The organism is Streptomyces sp. Q2, assembly GCF_056820935.1.
In genome coordinates this window covers 100,479-121,396 of record NZ_JBXEJE010000013.1, presented here as the reverse complement: position 1 = coordinate 121,396, position 20,918 = coordinate 100,479, and the positions used below count along the sequence as shown (strand labels likewise).

Here is a 20,918-nt window from a genome sequence, read left to right as displayed (position 1 = left end):
TCCTGCCCCCGGTGGGGGGCGGGGTCTTCGGTTTGCGCCCCCGGGGGGGGGGGCGCACGCCGAGGGGCCGTTCCGGCTATTCCGGCTGGTGTTCGGGCCCCCCGAAGTCCGGGCTGCTGTAGTCCGGGCTCGTGAAGCTCGGGCGCGGACCTCGGGCGCCTTCGTCCGGGCTGCTGAAGCCCGGTCGGTCGTAGCCGAGGTGCGGGATGCGGCTGGTCGGCGCCGGCGGTGCCGTACGGTGCAGTGCGGCGCTGCCGGGGGCGGCGAGCGCTTCCCGGAGGAAGGGCAGGATGCCGCGCTCCAGCAGGGCTTCCCGCCAGGCTTCTTTGGCCCGGGCCACCTCCTCGCTCATCGCGCTGTACGGCCCCGCTTCGAGCGAGGGCTGGTTGCGCAGCGCGGTGAGCAGCAGTCCGACGGCGGCGACGAGGATCGCGGCCGCGGTCATGGCGCCGAACACCCATCCGGTGGTGAGCATGGTCTGGGCGAACGCCGGCTCGGGGTTGAGCATCTTCAGGATGTAGCCCACGAGCAGGAAGATCGCTGCGGCCGTTCCGGCGAGGACGGGTGTCAGGACCGCGGCGACGGCGACGGCGCCCGCGCCGGCGGTCTCGGCGACCTCACCCACGGTGGCGGCGAGTCCCATCGTGCTGGTGCCCGGCTCCGTGGAGCCGGTCTCGCGCGTGGACGACGGGTTGGACGGCGCCGGTTGGCGCAGTTCCTCGCGGACCTTCACATAGTGCTGGTACTCGGTCGCCGCGGCCGCCGTGATGAGGGCGGTGGCGTTGAGTGCCATGGTGCGCAGTTGTTCGGTGTTGAGCCGCTGACCAACAGCGGCCAGTTCAGGGCGGTGTGGGGCGGAGCGCAGCGCCTCATCGAGGATCCGCTCGTATTCCTGGCGGTCCTCGCTCAGCAGGTGCTGCGGAACGCTGTTCATGTGCATCCCCCGATGCTCCGTAGGGCTTGGGGCTCGCACGCTGACGAGCCGTCGGGCAGAAACGGAGGGGAGCCTGCTACGGATAAGCCGATGGTAGAGCGATGTCGGCACGCCGTGACAGGGGGTTTACCGAAAATGCCCTCTGCCCGGGGCCGCCGTCGATCAGTCCGTCGTGGGGAACGCCTGCCCTGGGAACGCTCAGATATCCAGCGGAAGTTGCTGGACCAGCAGCTTTCCGGCCATGGTCACTCCGCCGTCCATCGCGATGGCGAGTCCGTCGGCGTAGAGGTGCGGTCCCTCCACCAGCGGAGTCGCCGGGTCCTCGCCCTCTTCGGAGCCGACGTCGCCGAGGAGATACGGAATGGGGCTGTGACCGTGAACGATGCGGGTGCCGCCATACGTATCGAGCAAGGAGCGTACGGCGTCGGCGCCGCCCTCGTCGCGGAAGGAGAACCGCTTGGTGAACTTGCGGAACAGATCCCACACCTCGTCCGCGTCGTTGCGCGTGATCGTCTCGCGGACGGTGTCGTTGACCTCTTCGATGGAGCGACCGTAGTCGAGATACGCGGTGGTGTCGGAGTGGACGAGAAGATGACCGTCGACCTCCTCGACGGCGTCGAGGCGGGCCATCCACTGGAGGTGATGGTCCTGGAGGCGGTCCATGTCGCTCTTCTGGCCGCCGTTGAGCAGCCAGGCGGCCTGGAAGGTGGCGGTGCCCGCGCCGGAGTTGACGGGGGTGTCGCCGAACCGCTTGGCGCCGAGCAACAGCAGCTCGTGGTTGCCCATGAGGGCCTTGCAGTAGCCGCCGGCGGCGGCTGCCTCGGCGGACAGCCGCATCACGAGGTCGATGACGCCGATGCCGTCCGGGCCGCGGTCGGTGAAGTCGCCCAGGAACCAGAGTCGGGCGGTGCCCGCGCACCAGTTGCCCGCGTTGTCGACGAGGCCCTTCTCCTGGAGGGCGGCCAGCAGCTCGTCGAGATAGCCGTGGACGTCTCCGACGACGTACAGCGGCCCGGGTCCGCTCGTCGGCTGCGGGTCCGGGACGGTCACGGGGTCGATGTGCACCTGAAGAGTGTCACCCCGGTTGATGACCGGCAGGTCACGCTCGGTCGGCGTGTACCCCTCGGGGTGGTCCACCGGTTCCTCGACCAGTCTGACACCCTCGCCGGTGGGCGCGACGGGAGGGTACGGACCGGTCTCGTGGACGTATGCGGGCACCCGGAAGTCGCGCAACGTCGCCGTTCGCTCCACCTCGGGTCCCTGACCGGCCCCCTGAGTCATCAGACCCCTCCACCATCACGCCGCATCTGCACCGCTTCGGACTGCCTGGTCGCAGCGGCCCGCGGTGTCGTGGGCCCATCATAGGAATGCGAATCGCGCCGTGTGATGACCCAGGGGTGGTGAATCGGAGCAGGACACCGGTTCACCGCGGCTTTCGCCCCGATTGGGCAGGGCTTCGCCCTCGTGGCAACGGCCCTTGTCCCGCCCCGGAGAACGCGCTTTCCCGGGGCGGCCGCCGTCGGGCTACTTCTCTTCGGGGGACCGCGGCGGGCTCACGGTCGTACGCGGAGGACGTCGCTGGGACGAGGTACGCACGATCAGTTCGGTCGGTATCACCTGCTCGACCGGTCGGTCCGTTTCGACCCCCTCGATGGCGTCGATGAGGAGCTGGACCACGGCGGTGCCGATGCGGCGCGGCTTCAGGGAGAGCGTGGTGATGGGCGGCTCGGTGCTGGCGTACACGGTGGACTCGCTGCAGCAGACCAGAAGGAGGTCGTCCGGTACGCGCAGCCCGTAGCGGCGGGCGGCGGCGAGGAGGTCGGTGCCGTTCGGGTCGAACAGTCCGTACACGGCGTCGGGCCGGTCGGGGCGGGCGAGCAGCCGGTCGGCGGCGACGGCGCCCGCGCACGGATCGTGCGCCGGGTACGCCTCGTACACAGGATCCTGGCCCACGCGCTCGCACCAGCGCAGGTATGCGGTGGTCGACAGGTGGGTGTACGTGTCCGTCGTGGTGCCGGTCAGCAGGCCGATGCGGCGGGCGCCGGCGTCGGCCAGATGGTCGAGGATGCCGAGTACGGCGGCCTCGTGGTCGTTGTCGACCCAGGCGGTGACCGGCAGTGTGCCGGCCGGGCGGCCGTCGGAGACGACCGGTAGACCCTGCCGGACCAGTTCGCTGACCACCGGGTCCTGGTCGGACGGGTCGATGACGACCGTGCCGTCCAGGGCGACGTTCGACCACACGTCGTGGCGGGAGGTCGCGGGGAGGATGACGAGCGCGTAGCCGCGGGCGAGCGCGGCCGAGGTGGCGGCGCGCGCCATTTCGGCGAAGTACGCGAACTCCGTGAAGGTGAAAGGTTCATCCCCGTACGTGGTCACGGTCAGGCCGATCAGTCCTGACTTGCCGGTGCGGAGTGTGCGGGCGGCGGCCGACGGGCGGTAGCCCAGCCGGTCGGCGACCTCGCGGACATGGCGTCGGGTGGCGTCGGGGAGCCTGCCCTTGCCGTTGAGGGCGTCGGAGACGGTCGTGATCGAGACTCCGGCGGCGGCGGCGACGTCTCTGATGCCTGCCCGGCCCGGCCGACCTCCCCGACGAGAGGTTTCCGCGCGGCTCACCTGGTGCTTCCCTGCTGCTGTCATGGCGAGCCGATAGTAGGGCTCATGCGGTGGGGTAGGGCGGACGCATATGCACGCGTTGACAGGCACGTTTCTGCAAGGTCACAGAGTGTCAAATGCCTTGGAAAGCAAGGGAGTTGAACCGGTCCATGTCAGGACGTGACTTGTCGGCCCGCGCAAGCCTGCCAAGTGGTTCATGTTTCGAAGAGGTCTCAACTCACCTCTACGAGGGATGCGCGCCACGGCGTGAGCCACCGGCGCATAGATATATGTGACAGCGCCCCCTGGTTTCGTGCACCTCTGTGCGGTGATGCCCCTGATGCCGGTGTGACGGATGAGGTCGGCACTGACCTGTACGCAGCCGAACGGAATCCTCATAAGGTGAGCAGTATTGGAAGCCGGGCGGTGATGACGGGCCGCCGGCGGTCGCGAGGAGGACTGCGGTGAGCGAGACGAGCCCCAAGCTGCGCGCCGAACTGGCGGGGATTCCCACCTACAAGCCGGGCAAGCCTGCGGCGGCCGGCGGCCCGGTGGCCTTCAAGCTGTCCTCCAACGAGAACCCGTATCCGCCGCTGCCCGGCGTGATGGAGACGGTGATGGCCGCGGCCTCGTCGTTCAACCGCTACCCGGACATGGCGTGCACGGGCCTGATGAACGAGCTGTCCGAGCGCTTCGCCGTCCCGCCGGCCCATCTGGCCACCGGCACCGGCTCGGTCGGCGTGGCCCAGCAGCTGGTCCAGGCGACCTCCGGGCCCGGCGACGAGGTGATCTACGCCTGGCGGTCCTTCGAGGCGTACCCGATCATCACGCAGATCAGCGGCGCGACGTCGGTGCAGGTGCCGCTGACGCCGGGTGATGTGCACGACCTGGACGCGATGGCGGACGCGATCACCGACCGGACCCGGCTGATCTTCGTCTGCAACCCGAACAACCCGACGGGCACGGTCGTGAAGCGGGCCGAGCTGGAGCGGTTCCTCGACCGGGTGCCGAGCGACGTGTTGGTGGTGCTGGACGAGGCGTACCGCGAGTTCATCCGCGACCTCGAGGTGCCGGACGGTGTGGAGCTCTACCGCGAGCGCCCCAACGTCTGTGTCCTGCGGACGTTCTCCAAGGCGTACGGCCTCGCCGGCCTGCGCGTCGGCTTCGCGATCGCTCACGAGCCGGTGGCGGCGGCGCTGCGCAAGACGGCGGTGCCCTTCGGTGTGAGCCAGATCGCACAGGACGCGGCGATCGCCTCGCTGCAGGCCGAGGACGAACTGCTCGGGCGCGTCGGCTCGCTGGTGTGCGAGCGCACGCGCGTGGTCGAGGCATTGCGCGTCCAGGGGTGGACGGTGCCCGAGACGCAGGCCAACTTCGTGTGGCTGCGACTGGGGGAGCACACGGTCGCCTTCGCCGCCGCGTGCGAGCAGGCGGGCGTGGTGATCCGGCCGTTCCCGGGCGAGGGTGTACGGGTCACGGTCGGGGAGAACGAGGCGAACGACATCTTCCTGAAGGTGGCGGAGGGCTTCCGCAAGGAGCTCTAGGTCCCGGCACCGGTGTGTTGTGAGGGGGGTCTCCCGGAAAAACGGGGACCCCCCATCGTGCTTCGAAAATGGGTGCGCCATAATTGCTTGTGAATGTGAACGCGTTCACAAGCGTGTCCCGGTTACTCCCTCGATGCAGGGGGCGTAAGGGGCAAACCGCCGCTGTGACCACGGCGATGTAAGGAGAGTGACGACGTGGACCTGGCTCTGGCGCCGGAGACATTGGCGCGCTGGCAGTTCGGCATCACCACCGTCTACCACTTCCTGTTCGTTCCCCTGACGATCTCGCTGGCCGCTCTCACGGCCGGCCTGCAGACCGCGTGGGTGCGCACGGAGAAGGAGAAGTACCTCAGGGCCACCAAGTTCTGGGGCAAGCTCTTCCTGATCAACATCGCGATGGGGGTCGTCACCGGCATCGTGCAGGAGTTCCAGTTCGGCATGAACTGGTCCGACTACTCGCGCTTCGTCGGTGACGTCTTCGGCGCCCCGCTCGCCTTCGAGGCGCTGATCGCCTTCTTCTTCGAGTCGACCTTCATCGGCCTGTGGATCTTCGGCTGGGACAAGCTGCCGAAGAAGATCCACCTGGCGTGCATCTGGATGGTCTCCATCGGCACACTGCTGTCGGCGTACTTCATCCTCGCGGCCAACTCCTGGATGCAGCACCCCGTCGGCTACCGGATCAACAAGGAGAAGGGCCGCGCCGAACTCACCGACTTCTGGCAGGTCCTCACCCAGAACACCGCTCTCAACCAGGTCTTCCACAGCTTCTCGGCGGCCTTTCTGACGGGTGGCGCCTTCATGGTGGGCATCGCCGCGTTCCACCTGCTGCGCAAGAAGCACATCCCGGTGATGCGGACCTCGCTCCGGCTCGGCCTGGTCACGCTGGCGGTCGGTGGTCTGCTCACCGCGATCAGTGGGGACACCCTCGGCAAGGTCATGTACGAGCAGCAGCCGATGAAGATGGCCGCCGCCGAGGCGCTGTGGGACGGCGAGAAGCCGGCGCCCTTCTCCGTGTTCGCGTACGGGGACGTCGACGAGGGGCACAACAAGGTGGCCCTGGAGATACCCGGTCTGCTGTCCTTCCTCGCCCACAGCGACTTCGATTCGTACGTGCCCGGCATCAACGACACCAACAAGGCCGAGCAGCAGAAGTTCGGGCCCGGTGACTACAAGCCCATCGTCCCCGTCGCCTACTGGGGCTTCCGCTGGATGATCGGCTTCGGTATGGCGTCCTTCTCCCTCGGCCTGCTGGGGCTGTGGCTCACCCGGAAGAGGTTCCTGCTGCCGACCGCCCTGCGGACCGGGGAGGACGAGGTACCGCACCTGGTGCTGCTGAAGAAGCCGCTCGGGTCGAGGCTCACCCGGCTGTACTGGCTGGCTGCGGTCTGGACGATGGCGTTCCCGCTGATCGCCAACTCGTGGGGCTGGATCTTCACCGAGATGGGCCGCCAGCCCTGGGTCGTCTACGGCGTGATGCAGACCCGGGACGCGGTCTCCCCGGGCGTCTCCCAGACCGAGATCATCATCTCGATGGTGACCTTCACCGCGCTGTACGCCGTCCTGGCCGTCATCGAGGTCAGGCTGCTCGCGAAGTACGTGAAGGCCGGCCCGCCCGAACTCACCGAGGCCGACCTCAACCCGCCCACGAAGATCGGCGGCGACTCCCGGGACGCCGACAAGCCGATGGCCTTCTCCTACTAGGCCGAGGGAGCTGCACAGTCATGGAACTTCACGACGTCTGGTTCGTCCTCATCGCCGTCCTGTGGACCGGGTACTTCTTCCTGGAGGGATTCGACTTCGGAGTCGGCATCCTCACCAGGCTGCTTGCCCGCGACCGGCCCGAGCGGCGGGTACTGATCAACACCATCGGCCCGGTCTGGGACGGCAACGAGGTGTGGCTGCTCACGGCCGGCGGCGCGACCTTCGCCGCCTTCCCCGAGTGGTACGCCACGCTCTTCTCCGGGTTCTACCTGCCGCTGCTGATGATCCTGGTCTGTCTGATCGTCCGGGGCGTCGCCTTCGAGTACCGGGTGAAGCGGCCCGAGGAGAACTGGCAGCGCAACTGGGAGCACGCCATCTTCTGGACCTCGCTGATCCCGGCGTTCCTGTGGGGTGTGGCCTTCGGCAACATCGTGCACGGCGTGAAGATCGACCAGAGCTTCAACTACGTCGGCACCTTCTGGGACCTGTTCAACCCCTACGCACTGCTCGGCGGCCTGGTGACGCTGACACTGTTCACCTTCCACGGAACCGTGTTCACGGCCCTCAAGACCGTCGGGGAGATCCGGGAGCGGGCGCGGAAGCTGGCGCTGGGGGTGGGACTCGTCGCCGCCGTGCTGGCTCTGGTCTTCCTCGCGTGGACGCAGGTCGACAGCGGTGACGGCAAGAGCCTGGTCGCGCTCGTCGTGGCGGTCGCCGCACTGGTCGCGGCGCTGGCAGCGAACCAGGCCGGACGTGAGGGATGGTCGTTCGCGCTGTCCGGCGTCACCATCGTCGCCGCCGTGGCCATGCTCTTCCTGACGCTCTTCCCGAACGTCATGCCGTCCTCGCTCAACGCCGAGTGGAACCTCACGGTCACCAACGCCTCGTCGAGTCCCTACACCCTGAAGATCATGACCTGGTGTGCGGGCATCGCCACACCCATCGTCCTGCTCTACCAGAGCTGGACCTACTGGGTGTTCCGCAAGCGGATCGGCACGCAGCACCTGGCCGCCGACGCCGTTCACTGAGTCCGACACGGCAGCGGGTTTCACGATGTTTCACGTGAAACCCGCCGCCTTGGACCGAAGGGCATGTTTCACGTGAAACCGATTGATCCGCGACTCCTCCGGTACGCCCGGGCCACCCGTCTCTTCCTGGTGGCCGTCGTCGGTCTGGGTGCCGTCGGTGCCGTGCTCGTCATCGCCCAGGCGATGCTCATCGCCGAAGTGGTGGTGGGCGCGTTCCAGCACGGTATGACGGTGGCCGAACTCGCCACTCCCCTGGCGCTGTTGGCTGCCGTCGCGGTCGGGCGAGCCATGGTCGCCTGGCTGACCGAACTCGCGGCCCACCGTGCCAGCGCCGCGGTGAAGTCGGAACTGCGCGGGCGGTTGCTGGAGCGTTCCGTTGCCCTGGGCCCCGGGTGGCTGAGCGGGCAGCGGACCGGCTCGCTCGTCGCCCTCGCCACGCGCGGCGTGGACGCCCTCGACGACTACTTCTCGCGGTATCTCCCGCAACTGGGGCTCGCGGTCGTCGTACCGGTGGCGGTACTGGCGCGGATCGTCACCGAGGACTGGGTGTCGGCCGCCATCATCGTCGGCACCCTGCCCCTCATCCCGGTCTTCATGATGCTGATCGGCTGGGCCACCCAGTCCCGGATGGACCGTCAGTGGCAGCTCCTGTCCCGGCTCTCCGGGCACTTCCTGGACGTGGTCGCCGGTCTGCCGACCCTGAAGGTGTTCGGGCGGGCCAAAGCGCAGGCCGACTCGATCCGGCGGATCACCGGTGAGTACCGGCAGGCGACCATGCGGACGCTGCGCATCGCCTTCATCTCCTCCTTCGCGCTGGAGCTGCTCTCCACGCTCTCGGTGGCACTCGTCGCCGTGACGATCGGCATGCGGCTCGTCCACGGCGACATGGATCTGTACATCGGCCTGGTCATCCTCGTCCTGGCGCCTGAGGCGTATCTGCCGCTGCGCCAGGTGGGGGCGCAGTACCACGCGGCGGCGGAGGGGCTCGCGGCCGCCGAGGAGATCTTCTCGGTACTGGAGACTCCGGTGCCGACATCGGGTTCCACCACCGTGCCGACGGGGGGCGTGTCCTTCGAGGGAGTCACGGTCCGCTACCCCGGGCGGTCCGGGGACGCGGTGTCGGACGTGTCCTTCGCTGTCGAGGCCGGGGAGACGGTCGCTCTCGTCGGGCCGAGCGGGGCGGGCAAGTCCACCCTGCTGAACACGCTGCTGGGCTTTGTCCGGCCCAGTGAGGGGCGGGTCCTGGCCGGGGGAGTCGATCTCGCCGAAGCCGACCTGGAGCAGTGGCGGGCGCGGATCGCGTGGGTCCCGCAGCGGCCGCACCTGTTCGCCGGGACGATCGCGGAGAACGTACGTCTCGCCCGGCCCGACGCCGACGACACCGCCGTACGGCGGGCGTTGACGGACGCCGGCGCGCTGGACTTCGTGGACGCGCTTCCCCAGGGCGCCGACACCGTGCTCGGTGAGGACGGTGCCGGGCTGTCCGCCGGGCAGCGTCAGCGGCTCGCGCTGGCCCGGGCGTTCCTCGCCGACCGGCCCGTGCTGCTGCTCGACGAGCCGACGGCGGCGCTCGACGGGGCCACCGAGGCCGAGGTCGTGGAGGCGGTGCGGCGGCTGGCGGTGGGCCGGACGGTGCTGCTCGTGGTGCACCGGCCCGCGCTGCTGTCGGTGGCGGACCGGGTGGTGCGGCTGGCCGAGCCGGTGTCCCCCGCCCACAGGGAGGTTGAGCCCGGGACGACTCCGGCCCCGACGACCGCGGCCGAACCGGCTCTCACTCCCGAAGCACCAGAGACGACAATGCCGGTGGCGGACGCCCGCGGTGTCCTTGCCCGCGTCCGCTCCCTGTCCGGAGCCCGGCGCGGAAGGCTCGTGCTCGCTCTGCTGCTCGGGAGCCTCGCGCTCGGCAGCGCCGTCGGGCTCATGGCCACCTCCGGGTGGCTCATCTCGCGGGCCTCGCAGCAACCGCCCGTGCTCTATCTGATGGTGGCCGTGACGGCGACGCGGGCTTTCGGGATCGGGCGGGCCGTCTTCCGGTACGCCGAGCGGCTCGTGTCGCACGACGCCGTGCTGCGAATGCTGGCCGACACCCGGGTCGCGGTCTACCGGCGCCTTGAGCGGCTGGCGCCCGCGGGACTTCGGCAACTCCGCCGGGGTGACCTGCTGTCGCGGCTCGTCGCCGACGTGGACGCCCTGCAGGACTACTGGCTCCGCTGGCTGCTGCCCGCCGGTGCCGCCGTGGCCGTGTCCGCCGCGTCCGTCGGCTTCACGACCTGGCTGCTGCCCGAGGCCGGCGCCGTGCTCGCCGTCGGACTGCTGACGGCCGGGGCGGGTGTCCCGCTGGTCACCGGCGCCGTGGCCCGGCGGGCCGAACACAGGCTGGCCCCCGCCCGAGGCGTGCTGGCCACGCGGGTGACCGATCTGCTCACCGGGACCGCCGAGCTGACCGTCGCCGGCGCCCTGCCCGGCCGTACCGCCGAGGCGCGGCGCGCCGACGGGACGCTCACCCGGATCGCCTCACGCGCCGCCACCGCCACCGCGCTCGGCGACGGACTCACCGCGCTGCTCTCCGGCCTGACCGTCGCGGCCACCGCTCTCGTGGGCGCCCAGGCGGTCGCCGACGGCAGGCTGGGCGGCGTGACCATGGCCGTCGTCGTGCTCACTCCGCTGGCCGCTTTCGAGGCCGTACTCGGCCTGCCGCTCGCCGTGCAGTACCGGCAGCGGGTGCGCAGGAGCGCGGAGCGCGTGTACGAGGTGCTGGACACGCCCGATCCCGTACGGGAACCGGAGCGGTCCCGGCAGGCGCCCGCATCGCCCTTCCCCGTCGCGGTCAAGGGACTTGTCGCCCGTCACGCCGGGCAGGAGCGGGACGCGCTCGACGGAGTCGACCTGACCCTGGCGGAGGGCCGTCGGATCGCGGTGGTCGGACCGTCCGGGTCCGGCAAGTCGACGCTCGCGCAGGTGCTGCTGCGTTTCCTGGACGCGGACGCCGGCTCCTACACGCTGGGAGGCGTGGACGCGCACGCGCTGGACGGCGACGACGTACGGCGGCTCGTCGGGTTGTGCGCGCAGGACGCGCACCTCTTCGACAGCTCCGTACGTGAGAACCTCCTGCTGGCCAAGAAGGACGCCACCGAGGACGAGTTGCGGGACGTGCTGCACCGCGCCCGGCTGCTCGACTGGGCCGACGGCCTGCCCGACGGCCTGGACACGCTGGTCGGCGAACACGGGGCGCGGCTGTCCGGTGGGCAGCGGCAGCGGCTCGCGCTGGCCCGTGCGTTGCTGGCCGACTTCCCGGTCCTCGTGCTCGACGAGCCCGCCGAGCATCTGGACCTGCCGACGGCGGATGCGCTCACCGCCGATCTGCTGGCCGCCACCGAGGGCCGTACGACGCTGCTCATCACCCACCGGCTGGCGGGTCTGGAAGCGGTGGACGAAGTGGTCGTCCTGGACGCGGGGCGTGTGGTGCAGCGGGGTTCGTTTGCCGAACTGGCCGCGGCGCAGGGTCCGTTGCGGACGATGGTGGAACGGGAGGAGCAGGCGGATCTGCTGGTGGGGGTGCGGTAGTCGGTCAGTACACACGACACCCTTCTCCGCCGCGGTGACGTCGTACAAGTGAGCCGGTCCGGAGGTGTGTGATGAGTAGCGGCAGACGCGGTCGAGGATCTGGTCGGCGGTCTTGGTCCACTTGAAGGGCCTGGCCTGGTCGTTCCAGACCTTGATCCAGTCCTCGAGTGCGGCCTTGAGGTCGTCGAGGGAGCAGAACACCCCGCGTTCGAGGCAGCGTCGTGCCAGCTCGGCGAACCCTCGCTCGACCTGATTGATCCACGAAGAGTAGGTGGAGGTGGAAGCGGGAGTGCGCGAGCAGCCACTTGTGCACCACCGGTGCCGTGTAGGCGGAGGTTGTCGCAGATCACGTGGACTGCCAGGACGGGCTCGGTCTGGCCGTCGATGTCATCGAGGAAGTCACGGAAGTCCACGGCACGGTGCTGCGCGGACAGCTTCGAGATCACCTTGCCCGTCGCGGTGTTCAGGGCGGCGAACAGATCGACGGTGCCGTGCCGGACGTAGTCGAAACTGCGTCGCTCGGGCACTCCGGGCAGCATGGGCGGGACCGGTGCGGTCCGTTCCAGGGGCCGGGATCTGGGGCTTGTCGTCCACCGCGAACACCGCGGCGTTGGCCGGCGGGGGCCAGGTAGAGGCCGACGACATCGCGGATTTTGTCGATCAGCAGCGGGTCCGGGGAGATCTTGAAGGTCTCGGTCCTCCAGGGCTACAGGCCAAAGGCGTGCCAGATCCGCGGCACGCTCGCCGGGGAGATCCCCACGACCCTGGCCAACTCCCGCTTCGACCAGCGCGTCGCCCCCTCGGGGGCCTCCTCCAGCGTGCGCACCACCACCTCCTCCACCTGGGCGTCGGTGATGGTGCGCGGCACCCCGGGGCGCGGCTCGTCGCTGAGCCCGTCCAGCCTGTTGCGCAAAAATCTCGCCCGCCACTTGGCCACGGTGCCCCGGTTGACGCCGAGCCGCGCGGCCACCGCGATATTGCTGCCGCCGTCCGCGCTAGCCAGCACGATCCGTGCCCGCAGGGCCAGGCCCTGCGCGGTCGTCCGGCGCCGGCCCATCCCTGCCACGCCCGCCGCTCGGCATCCGATAACACCAGCGGCGCAAGCCTGCTGTCGCCCATTCCCACCGCAGACCCCAAACGACCTGCCCCGTCACCGCCCAAGCCACGATCCGAAACAGAACACGACTCAAGTGGCGACGGGAGAACTCAAAACCGGCTCACTAACCCATCTGCGGCAATCCGTCCCCCGGTCGTACGACGTGAACTGGGTCTTGGGCCGCGGGGAGGGCCAGGATCGCTGGTATGCGCTTCCCCCGCCGTCATCCGCTGCTCGTGCCGGCGTTGCTGTGCGCGTTCGCCGTGCTCGCGGCCTGCCCGACGGGCACCGCCGACGCCGACGACGGCGAGGACACGCACAGCGCCGCCGACGCCGGGATCAGCGCACAGGTGGTCCGGCTGTACGAGGACGCGGCCGTGGCGACACAGCAGTACGAGGCGGGCCGGCTGGAAGCCGAGGTACAACGGGCGCAGGCCCAGCGCTTCGAGGCGCTGCTGGACCGGGAACGGCAGGGGATCGCCGTCCTGCACGAGGACCTGGGGCGGATCGCGCGCGCCCAGTACCGCACCGGCGGGGGTCTTCCGATCACCGCGCAGATGCTCCTGGCGGACGATCCGGAAGACCTGATGCACGGTCAGCGGGCCGTCTGGCAGGCGGATCTCGTCCTCAACAACGCGATCGACAAGAGCCACCGGGCCGAGGATCGGCTCGTCGAGGACGAGGCGAAGGCAGCGGCGGCCTGGCAGCGGCTGGACCGGCGGAACACCGAACTCGCCGATCTGAAGAAGGACATCGAGACGAAGCTCGAACAGGCACGATGGCAGTTGCAGGGCCGGGCCGACGCCTCCGTCGCGGCCGGTTCGTGCCGTGGCGCCGTCCGACTGGACCAGCCGCACACGGGTGTCACGAGCACATGGGTGGTGCCGGTGGAGACGTACGAGCTGTCCGCGGGGTTCGGCAGCGGCGGTGCGCGGTGGGCGAACCGGCACACCGGGCAGGACTTCGCGGTGCCGATCGGCACGCCGGTGCGGGCGGTCGGCGCGGGGCGGGTGGTGAAGGTGTCGTGCGGGGGCCCGTTCGGCATCGAGGTCGTGGTCCAGCACGCGGACGGCTACTACACGCAGTACGCCCACCTCGCCGCCGTCGCCGTCGACCAGGGCGAACAGGTGGGTCCCGGGCAGTGGGTCGGGCAGTCGGGCACAAGCGGCAATTCCACCGGCCCGCACCTGCACTTCGAGGTGCGGGTCACTCCGGAGACGGGTTCGGCGGTGGATCCGGGGCCGTGGCTGTCAGCCCGAGGAGTGAGCCTCGGCTAGCCGTTGACCTCCGGCCGTTCGAGCGGGTCTCAGCCGGCCCGCTCCGCCAGCAGTCGCTCGATCACGACGGCCACCCCGTCCTCGTTGTTGGCGACCGTCTGCCCCGAGGCCGCCGCGAGCACGTCCGGGTGTGCGTTTCCCATCGCGTACGACCGTCCCGCCCAGGTCAGCATCTCGACGTCGTTGGGCATGTCCCCGAAGGCGACGACCTGCTCGTGCGAGATACCGCGCTCGGCGCAGCACAGGGCGAGTGTGCTGGCCTTGGAGACGCCGGGGCCGCTGATCTCCAGCAGGGCGCTGGGACTGGAGCGGGTGACGTTGGCCCGGTCGCCGATCGCGAGGCGGGCGAGCGTGAGGAAGGCGTCCGGGTCGATGTCGGGGTGGTAGGCGAGGATCTTCAGGACCGGCTCGCCGGCTCCCGGGGCGTCCGGCGCCAGCAGGTCCTCGGCCGGTGCGAGCGTGTCCGGGACCTCCATGTGCAGCTTCGGATAGTCCGGCTCCTGGAAGAAGCCGTAGGTCTGCTCGACCGCGTACACCGTGCCCGGCGCCACGTCACGCAGCAGCCGTACGGCGTCCAGGGCGTTGTCCCGCGCCAGCTCGCGGACCTTCACGAACCGGTGGGCACCGGGGCCGCCGTGCAGATCGACCACCGCGGCACCGTTGCCGCAGATCGCCAGCCCGTGCCCGTGGACGTGATCACTGACGACGTCCATCCAGCGGGCGGGGCGGCCGGTGACGAAGAAGACCTCGATGCCCGCCTCCTCGGCGGCGGCGAGGGCCGCGACCGTGCGCGGGGACACCGACTTGTCGTCGCGCAGCAGGGTGCCGTCGAGGTCGGTGGCGATCAGCCGGGCCGGGAGGGCGGCGGCCGGGGTCTCGGGCTGTCGAGTCGCTGAGGTCACCCGGCCATTCTCCCGTACATGCCCGCACGCCCGTGCGGCAGTCCGCCCAGATGAGGAACACACGGCTGGTCTTCCAGGTCAGCGCAGCTGCCCCGGCGCCTCCATGGCGATCTGCTCGAAGACCTTCTGGTCCGCCTCGAAGACCGAGTCGGGGATGGGCCAGTGGATCACGATCTCGGTGAAGCCCAGCTCCTGGTGCCGTCCGGCAAAGTCCACGAAGGCGTTCAGGGACTGGAGCGGCCGGCCACGGTCCGGGGTCGAGCCGGTGAGCAGGATCTTGTCGAGCGAGCCGACATCACGGCCGATCTCGGCGCAGGCGTCGGCCAGCTTCTCGACCTGTCCGCGAATGGCCTGAACCGACTGTTCGGGAGTTCCGTTCTCGTACAACTTGGGGTCGCCGGTGGTCACCCATGCCTGCCCGTAGCGGGCGGCGAGCCTCATTCCGCGCGGCCCGGTGGCCGCCACCGCGAAGGGCAGCCGGGGGCGCTGTACACAGCCGGGGATGTTGCGCGCCTCGTGCGCCGAGTAGTAGTCGCCCTCGTACGACACTCCGCTGGGGCCGTCCTCGCTCAGCAACCGGTCCAGCAGCTGCACGAACTCGGCGAAGCGGTCGGCCCGCTCACGCGGGGTCCACGGCTCCTGCCCGAGCGCGGTGGCGTCGAAGCCGGTGCCGCCCGCGCCGATACCGAGCGTCACCCGCCCGCCGGAGATGTCGTCGAGGGAGATCAGCTCCTTGGCGAGGGTCACCGGGTGCCGGAAGTTCGGCGAGGTCACCAGCGTGCCCAGGCGCAGTTCGTCGGTGACGGCCGCGGCGGCGGTCAGCGTCGGTACGGCACCGAACCAGGGTCCGTCACGGAAGCTCCGCCAGGAAAGGTGGTCGTACGTGTACCCGGTGTGGAAGCCGAGCTGCTCGGCGCGCGTCCATGCCGAACGGCTGCCTTCGTGCCAGCGGCGGTACGGGAGGATCACGGTGCTCAGGCGCAGACTCATGGGTCCGAGCGTATGCGGACGACTGTGTTTCACGTGAAACCGTCACCGACGGTCATCGCGCGCGGCCGCTCAGTCATGGGCTGATTTTGATCAGCGGCAGCTCAATGCGCCTCTGGGAACCGCAGATACCGTGGCGGGACCGCCTTCGTCAGCCAGACCCCGTTCGCGCTGACGTGGAAAACGTGGCCGTCGTGGTGCATGGCTCCCGCGTCCACCGACAGCACGACGGGACGCCCGCGGCGGGCGCCGACGCGGGTCGCGGTCTCCCGGTCGGGCGAGAGGTGCACGTCATGCCGGCTCATGGGCCGCAGGCCCTCGGCGCGGATCGCGTCCAGGGAGCCGGCCACGGTCCCGTGGTAGAGGTACGCCGGCGGGGTCGCCGGGGGCAGCCCGAGGTCCACGTCCACACTGTGGCCCTGGCTGGCGCGGATCCGGGTGCCGTCGATCGCGAAGCGCCGTTTGTCGTTGGCGGCGACCACATGGTCGAGTTCCTCGCGGGTGAATAGGAAGCCGTGCGCGGCCGCCGCCGCGATCAGCGTGTCGATCTCCACCCAGCCGGCGTCGTCGAGAACCAACCCGATCCGCTCAGGCTGGTGGCGCAGGTGCTTCGACAAATACTTGGACACCTTCACGGTGCGTCTCTCGTCCACCCCGCCAGCGTGCCGGGCGAGACCTGAATCACGCGAATGATTTTGCTCCGAATGTTTGATCCACAACCAAGTCCGGTTATCCACAGGGGAATTGGCGATTCTGTGGACAACCACCCTTCATATCAAGGTGTTTCGTCAAGGTCGTCTGACGCCAGGTGACTTGCGGCGAGCCGGTCCAAGGACCTGGAGCGCACCTCCCGTTCGGCGGCCAGCGCGATGAACTCGGCTGCCCGCTCAACGCCAACCAGCCTCTCGACAGCCCGCGTTGTCTCCACCGGGATCGCCACGTCACACGTCCGCGAAGCCGGTGGCGCCACGTCGTTCGCGCCGAGGTGCTCCCGCAGATGCCGGACCGCCAACGAGCGCATCGCGCGCGCGAGTTCAGCGTCCACCGTCTGCTGTGCGAGCGGTCGCAGCCGTCGTACGAGAGAGGCCGCTTCTGCCGCGTCCGCCTCGGTCGGACGGTGGGACCCGTCCAGGTAGCGGGCAAAGACATGCTCGGTCGTGAACTCCAGGAAACGCGCCGCGATGTGCTCGATCCGGACCCTCAACTCCCTTAGATGACCTGAGATCGCGGACAGCGGAACGCCCGCCGCGTGCAACTCGGCGGCCACCGCGAGCTCTTGGGGGCTCGGCACCAGGAAGGAGTCGTCGTCGCCGGGCACCGGCTCCAGCACGCCCAGCTGCACGGCCTCGGCGACCGCCGTGTCGTCGGGGACACCGCCGAACCGCTCGTCCAGCTCGGCCCGCGAGATCCGTACCGCCTCCTCGTGGGTCCACGGACCGTCCACCTCGGCGACCAGTCCCAGCACTCCCCCCAGACCGCGGCCCGCGTCCCACGCCTCCAGGAGCTCCTTGATGGAGGCCAGGCTGTAGCCGCGGTCGAGGAGGTCGGCGATCCGGCGCAACCGGACGAGATGGGCATCGGCGTAGACGTTGGCACGGCCGCGGCGCTCGGGGCGGGGGAGCAGCCCGCGGTCCTGGTAGGCGCGGATGGTGCGGACCGTGGCACCGCTGAGGTGCGCCAGGTCCTCGATCCGGTAGGCGGGCACCTCGGCCTGGTGCGCGCGATCCTCGGCCCTGCGGCCGGAACCTCCGGCGCCGTCCGTCACGAGGCCGCCCTCGCCGCCGGTGACCTCCTCAAATACTCCGCCGCACGACTCAACGACCCTTCCTGCGAAGGGTGGTACGACCGCCGGAAGTAGCGGGGTATCGCCGCGCCCAGCTCCCGCCACGCGGGCAGCAGACCCTTGCGTACGGCCTTCTCGTGCTCCGCGAGGGAGTAGCGCAGACGGCCCGCGAGCTGCGGGTCGTGGCGTATCAGGTATGCCGAGCCCCATACCCACAGGTACAGCATCGCCGGTGCCGTGACGACCATGCCGGCGATGCGGCGGGCGTACCGGGGCGTACCGGTGCCGCCGCTGTGCTGGTACATGTCGAAGGCGACCGCGCGGTGTTCGACCTCCTCGGCGCCGTGCCGGCGCAACAGGTCGAGCATGACCTCGTCGGCGTGGGCACGGTCCAGGCCCTCGGCGGCCAGGACCCAGTCGCCGAGGACCGCCGGGAACTGCTCGATCGCCGCGACGACCGCCAGCCGGAAGCGCAGCCACTCCCGCTCGGGTATCGGCACGCCGAGCGGCGGACGCTCGCCGAGCAGCCGTTCGAAGAGGAAGTCGACGTGTCCGGTGAACTCGGCGGTGTGGAGCCGCTGCGCGGTCAGATGGTCCAGCACGTGCGCGTACTGGACGCTGTGCGTGGCCTCCTGGCCCATGAAGCCCTTGACCTCGGCCCGCAGCTCGGGGTCCCTGACCAGGGGCAGGCCTTCCTTGAAGACGCGGACGAACCACCGCTCCCCCGCCGGCAGCAACAGGTGCAGCACATTGATCACATGGGTCGCGGTCGGCTCGCCGGGGATCCAGTGCAGCGGTGTGCGCGACCAGTCGAAGGCGACCTTGCGGGGGGCGATCCGCGCGCTCACAGGCGTGGCTCCAGACGTGCGATCGCCCGCAGTGCCCTGGGCATGAAGCGGGACAGGAGGTGGGCGGCACGTGCCTCGGGCGTCACCGGGACCACCGCCTCGTTCCGCACCACCGCCCGCAGGATGGCGTCGGCGACCTTCTCCGGCGGGTAGTTCCGCAGGCCGTACAGGCGGGCGGTCCGCTTCTGGCGCCGCTTCTCCTCGGCGGCGTCGACCCCGGCGAAGTGCGCGGTCGAGGTGATGTTGGTGTTGACGAAGCCGGGGCAGATCGCGGTCACGCCGATGCCCCGGCCCGCCAGCTCCGCCCGCAGGCATTGGCTCAGCATGAGCACGGCCGCCTTGGACGTGCTGTAGGCGGGCAGCGCCTTGGAAGGCTGGTACGCCGCCGCCGACGCGGTGTTGACGATGTGGCCGCCCTGCCCGCGGTCGGCCATCTGCTTGCCGAAGATCCGGCAGCCGTGGATCACGCCCCACAGATTGACGTCGAGGACCTTCTTCCAGTCCTGCGGGGTGGTGTCGAAGAAGGAGCCGGACAGGCCGATGCCGGCGTTGTTCACCAGGACGTCCACCACGCCGTACTCGGCGGCGACCTTCTCGGCGAGCTTCTCCATCGCCTGCTCGTCGGAAACGTCGACCGTCTCCGCCCAGGCCGCGGGCGCGCCGACCAGACGGGACAGCTCGGCCGTGCGCACGGCGGCCTCGGCATCCCGGTCGACGGCCACCACACGCGCCCCGGCCTCGGCGAACGCGAACGCCGTGGCCCGCCCGATGCCGCTGCCCGCCCCGGTGACCAGCACGAGCTGCCCGCCGAACCGGTCGGCGTGCGGGCCCTTCGCCGCCACGGCGTCCGGCCTCCCGCCCTCCACGGACGTCACGAACTGCGAGATCCAGGCCGCTAGCTGGTCGGGCCGGGAGCGGGGGACCCAGTGCCCGGCGGGGATCGTGCGCCGGGTCAGCTGCGGAGCCCACAGCTCCAGCTCGTCGCAGAGCTTCTCCGAGAGGAATCTGTCCCCCAGGGGCGTGATCAGCTGCACGGGCGCGTGCGCGTACGCGTCCGTACGAGGACGGCGCAACCGGGCCCTTACGTTGTCCCGGTACAGCCAGGCTCCGTGCGCCGCGTCGGTCGGCAGCGAGGAGGTCGGGTAGCCCTCGCCGGGGACCTTCTCGAGACGCTCCAGGATCCTCGGCCAGTGTTTTCCCAGGGGGCCGCGCCAGGCCAGCTCGGGCAGCACCGGCGTCTGCAGCAGGTACACGTACCAGGACTTGGCGCCCTGGCCGAGCAGCTGGCCGATCCGGCGCGGGGTGGGGCGCTTGACGCGCTTGTTGATCCAGTGGCCGAAGTGGTCGAGGGACGGTCCGGACATGGACGTGAAGGAGGCGATGCGGCCCTCGGTGCGTTTCACGGTGGTGAACTCCCAGGCCTGTACGGAGCCCCAGTCGTGCCCCACCAGGTGCACGGGCTTGTACGGGCTGACCGCGTCGGCGACGGCCAGGAAGTCGTCCGTCAGCTTCTCCAGCGTGAACCCGCCGCGCAGCGGCCGCGGTGCGCTGGAGCGGCCGTGGCCACGGACGTCGTACAGCACCACGTGGAAGCGCTCGGCCAATCGGGACGCGACCGCCGACCACACCTCCTTGCTGTCCGGATAACCGTGCACCAGGACGACCGTCGGCCCCGAGGGGTCCCCCAGTTCGGCGACGCACAGCTCGACGCCGCCGGTCCGCACCCGGCGCTCCCGCACACCCGTCGGCAACGTCACTTGTCCTCCGCCCAGCGCCGCACGTGCGGCAGATCGTCGTCCAGCCAGAAGGCGCTCTCCTCGGGGTCCCTGGAGTCGGTGACGACCAGGATCTCCTCGAACTTCGCACCCGTACCCCGGAAGCCCAGGTGCGGTTCGACCGCCCACAGTCCCGGCCGCGGCGGATGGTCGGAGAAGCGGTGGGGCGACCACAGCGGGGACCAGCCCTCCCGGTGGCCGTGCAGCGCGTCGGCCGCCAGGCCCTTCAGGGACTGGGTGCCGAACCCGAAGACGCGAGGCGACCAGCGGCGCTCCTTCACGCGGCCCACCCTGTGCGCGATCACGCCGAAGGGATAGGCGCGATGCCGGTTGGCGTAGCCCTGGCGGGTCATGAGGCGGTCCACGTCCTCGTAGATCTCCCGCAGCGGACGCCGCTCGCGCACCTCGCGGAGGATCAGCTCGCGGTGTACCTCCAGGTCGTCCATCAGCCGGCTCTGCACGAGGTTGCTGCCCAAAGAGCCCGAGTAGCCGATGTCCGCGGCGCAGCCCTCGTACACGGGAGCCATGTCCAGGATGAACGGCATCCCCGGCTCCAGCCGGCGGTTGGTCGGGAAGAACTGCAGCGGCACGCGGAAGTCCACGAACGCGGTGCGGTCACCGAACCAGGCGAAGGGCAGGTGGAACCAGTCGCGCACACCCCGCTCGCGCAGCCACGTGCGCTGCATCCGGGCCGCCTCGCGCTCGGTGACGCCGGGTTTCAGCCGCGCCGCGACCGCCTCCGCGCACTCGTAGGCGAGGCGCTGCACCTTCCTGAACCCGCGCAGTTCCGCGCCGAGTTCACCAGCTGCCGTCGTCATGCCAACGCCCACCCGTCTTCGTCGACCGCGGTACGTGCCCGTAACTTGACACTGGCGAATGTGACAGTC

15 protein-coding genes and 1 pseudogene are annotated in these 20,918 nt (G+C 70.1%); 5 read left to right on the top strand and 11 right to left on the bottom strand.

What is annotated here, in order from left to right; genetic code table 11:
- Positions 1 to 76 precede the first annotated feature (76 nt).
- The 3 genes from ACWBNA_RS16470 to ACWBNA_RS16460 all read right to left on the bottom strand — a co-directional run bounded on the left by ACWBNA_RS16470 (position 77) and on the right by ACWBNA_RS16460 (position 3,571).
- Entirely contained in the window at positions 77 to 940 is an 864-nt protein-coding gene (locus tag ACWBNA_RS16470; RefSeq protein ID WP_482705080.1) for a hypothetical protein, read from the bottom strand.
- A gap of 192 nt (positions 941 to 1,132) precedes the next feature.
- Positions 1,133 to 2,215 (bottom strand): metallophosphoesterase, encoded by a 1,083-nt coding sequence (locus ACWBNA_RS16465; protein ID WP_482705079.1) that lies wholly within the window; start codon positions 2,213 to 2,215, stop codon positions 1,133 to 1,135.
- Between the two features lie 243 nt (positions 2,216 to 2,458).
- Entirely contained in the window at positions 2,459 to 3,571 is a 1,113-nt protein-coding gene (locus ACWBNA_RS16460) for a LacI family DNA-binding transcriptional regulator (protein WP_482705078.1), read from the bottom strand.
- Between the two features lie 419 nt (positions 3,572 to 3,990).
- On the opposite strand from ACWBNA_RS16460, the gene hisC reads away from it, so the two are divergent.
- The 4 genes from hisC (at position 3,991) to cydD (ending at position 11,363) form a co-directional block, all read left to right on the top strand.
- Positions 3,991 to 5,070 carry a histidinol-phosphate transaminase gene (hisC, locus tag ACWBNA_RS16455; RefSeq protein WP_482705077.1) on the top strand — a complete coding sequence of 360 codons (1,080 nt, stop codon included), beginning with the start codon at positions 3,991 to 3,993 and terminating at the stop codon, positions 5,068 to 5,070.
- A gap of 195 nt (positions 5,071 to 5,265) precedes the next feature.
- A complete protein-coding gene (locus ACWBNA_RS16450) occupies positions 5,266 to 6,771 on the top strand; it encodes a cytochrome ubiquinol oxidase subunit I (protein WP_482705076.1) in 1,506 nt (501 codons plus the stop codon).
- A 20-nt stretch (positions 6,772 to 6,791) separates the two neighbouring features.
- The gene (gene cydB / locus ACWBNA_RS16445; protein WP_482705075.1) at positions 6,792 to 7,799 is read left to right on the top strand and encodes a cytochrome d ubiquinol oxidase subunit II; all 1,008 of its coding nucleotides are present in this window, start codon (positions 6,792 to 6,794) and stop codon (positions 7,797 to 7,799) included.
- Positions 7,800 to 7,862: 63 nt separating this feature from the next.
- Positions 7,863 to 11,363: a thiol reductant ABC exporter subunit CydD gene (cydD, locus tag ACWBNA_RS16440; protein WP_482705074.1), complete on the top strand. Its 3,501-nt coding sequence runs from the start codon at positions 7,863 to 7,865 to the stop codon at positions 11,361 to 11,363.
- A gap of 48 nt (positions 11,364 to 11,411) precedes the next feature.
- Here cydD and ACWBNA_RS16435 read toward each other — a convergent pair.
- Positions 11,412 to 12,482 (bottom strand): annotated as a pseudogene (locus ACWBNA_RS16435) (IS630 family transposase); the annotation flags it as partial.
- 183 nt (positions 12,483 to 12,665) lie between these two features.
- On the opposite strand from ACWBNA_RS16435, the gene ACWBNA_RS16430 reads away from it, so the two are divergent.
- Positions 12,666 to 13,736, top strand: a complete 1,071-nt coding sequence (locus ACWBNA_RS16430; protein WP_482705073.1) for a M23 family metallopeptidase — start codon at positions 12,666 to 12,668, stop codon at positions 13,734 to 13,736.
- Between the two features lie 29 nt (positions 13,737 to 13,765).
- Here the strand turns inward: ACWBNA_RS16430 and ACWBNA_RS16425 are convergent, their stop codons facing one another.
- The 7 genes from ACWBNA_RS16425 to ACWBNA_RS16395 all read right to left on the bottom strand — a co-directional run bounded on the left by ACWBNA_RS16425 (position 13,766) and on the right by ACWBNA_RS16395 (position 20,849).
- On the bottom strand, positions 13,766 to 14,638 hold the full coding sequence (locus ACWBNA_RS16425) for a Cof-type HAD-IIB family hydrolase (RefSeq protein WP_482705072.1): 873 nt from the start codon (positions 14,636 to 14,638) through the stop codon (positions 13,766 to 13,768).
- Positions 14,639 to 14,716: 78 nt separating this feature from the next.
- Entirely contained in the window at positions 14,717 to 15,628 is a 912-nt protein-coding gene (locus ACWBNA_RS16420; RefSeq protein ID WP_482705071.1) for an LLM class flavin-dependent oxidoreductase, read from the bottom strand.
- Positions 15,629 to 15,729: 101 nt separating this feature from the next.
- Positions 15,730 to 16,278 carry an RNA 2'-phosphotransferase gene (locus tag ACWBNA_RS16415; protein ID WP_482705070.1) on the bottom strand — a complete coding sequence of 183 codons (549 nt, stop codon included), beginning with the start codon at positions 16,276 to 16,278 and terminating at the stop codon, positions 15,730 to 15,732.
- 122 nt (positions 16,279 to 16,400) lie between these two features.
- Positions 16,401 to 17,330: a MerR family transcriptional regulator gene (locus ACWBNA_RS16410; RefSeq protein ID WP_482705153.1), complete on the bottom strand. Its 930-nt coding sequence runs from the start codon at positions 17,328 to 17,330 to the stop codon at positions 16,401 to 16,403.
- 56 nt (positions 17,331 to 17,386) lie between these two features.
- Positions 17,387 to 18,256: a metal-dependent hydrolase gene (locus tag ACWBNA_RS16405; RefSeq protein WP_482705069.1), complete on the bottom strand. Its 870-nt coding sequence runs from the start codon at positions 18,254 to 18,256 to the stop codon at positions 17,387 to 17,389.
- A complete protein-coding gene (locus tag ACWBNA_RS16400; protein WP_482705068.1) occupies positions 18,253 to 20,013 on the bottom strand; it encodes an SDR family oxidoreductase in 1,761 nt (586 codons plus the stop codon). Before ACWBNA_RS16400 ends, ACWBNA_RS16405 begins: the two co-directional genes overlap by 4 nt.
- On the bottom strand, positions 20,010 to 20,849 hold the full coding sequence (locus tag ACWBNA_RS16395) for a M24 family metallopeptidase (RefSeq protein ID WP_482705067.1): 840 nt from the start codon (positions 20,847 to 20,849) through the stop codon (positions 20,010 to 20,012). Before ACWBNA_RS16395 ends, ACWBNA_RS16400 begins: the two co-directional genes overlap by 4 nt.
- Positions 20,850 to 20,918 lie beyond the last annotated feature (69 nt).

Coding starts and splice junctions, on each gene's coding strand:
- ACWBNA_RS16420 (WP_482705071.1), bottom strand. CDS start 15,628: ATGAGTCTGCGCCTGAGCACCGTGATCCTCCCGTACCGCCGCTGGCAC.
- ACWBNA_RS16430 (WP_482705073.1), top strand. CDS start 12,666: ATGCGCTTCCCCCGCCGTCATCCGCTGCTCGTGCCGGCGTTGCTGTGC.
- ACWBNA_RS16465 (WP_482705079.1), bottom strand. CDS start 2,215: ATGACTCAGGGGGCCGGTCAGGGACCCGAGGTGGAGCGAACGGCGACG.
- ACWBNA_RS16460 (WP_482705078.1), bottom strand. CDS start 3,571: ATGACAGCAGCAGGGAAGCACCAGGTGAGCCGCGCGGAAACCTCTCGT.
- cydB (WP_482705075.1), top strand. CDS start 6,792: ATGGAACTTCACGACGTCTGGTTCGTCCTCATCGCCGTCCTGTGGACC.
- ACWBNA_RS16470 (WP_482705080.1), bottom strand. CDS start 940: ATGCACATGAACAGCGTTCCGCAGCACCTGCTGAGCGAGGACCGCCAG.
- ACWBNA_RS16395 (WP_482705067.1), bottom strand. CDS start 20,849: ATGACGACGGCAGCTGGTGAACTCGGCGCGGAACTGCGCGGGTTCAGG.
- cydD (WP_482705074.1), top strand. CDS start 7,863: ATGTTTCACGTGAAACCGATTGATCCGCGACTCCTCCGGTACGCCCGG.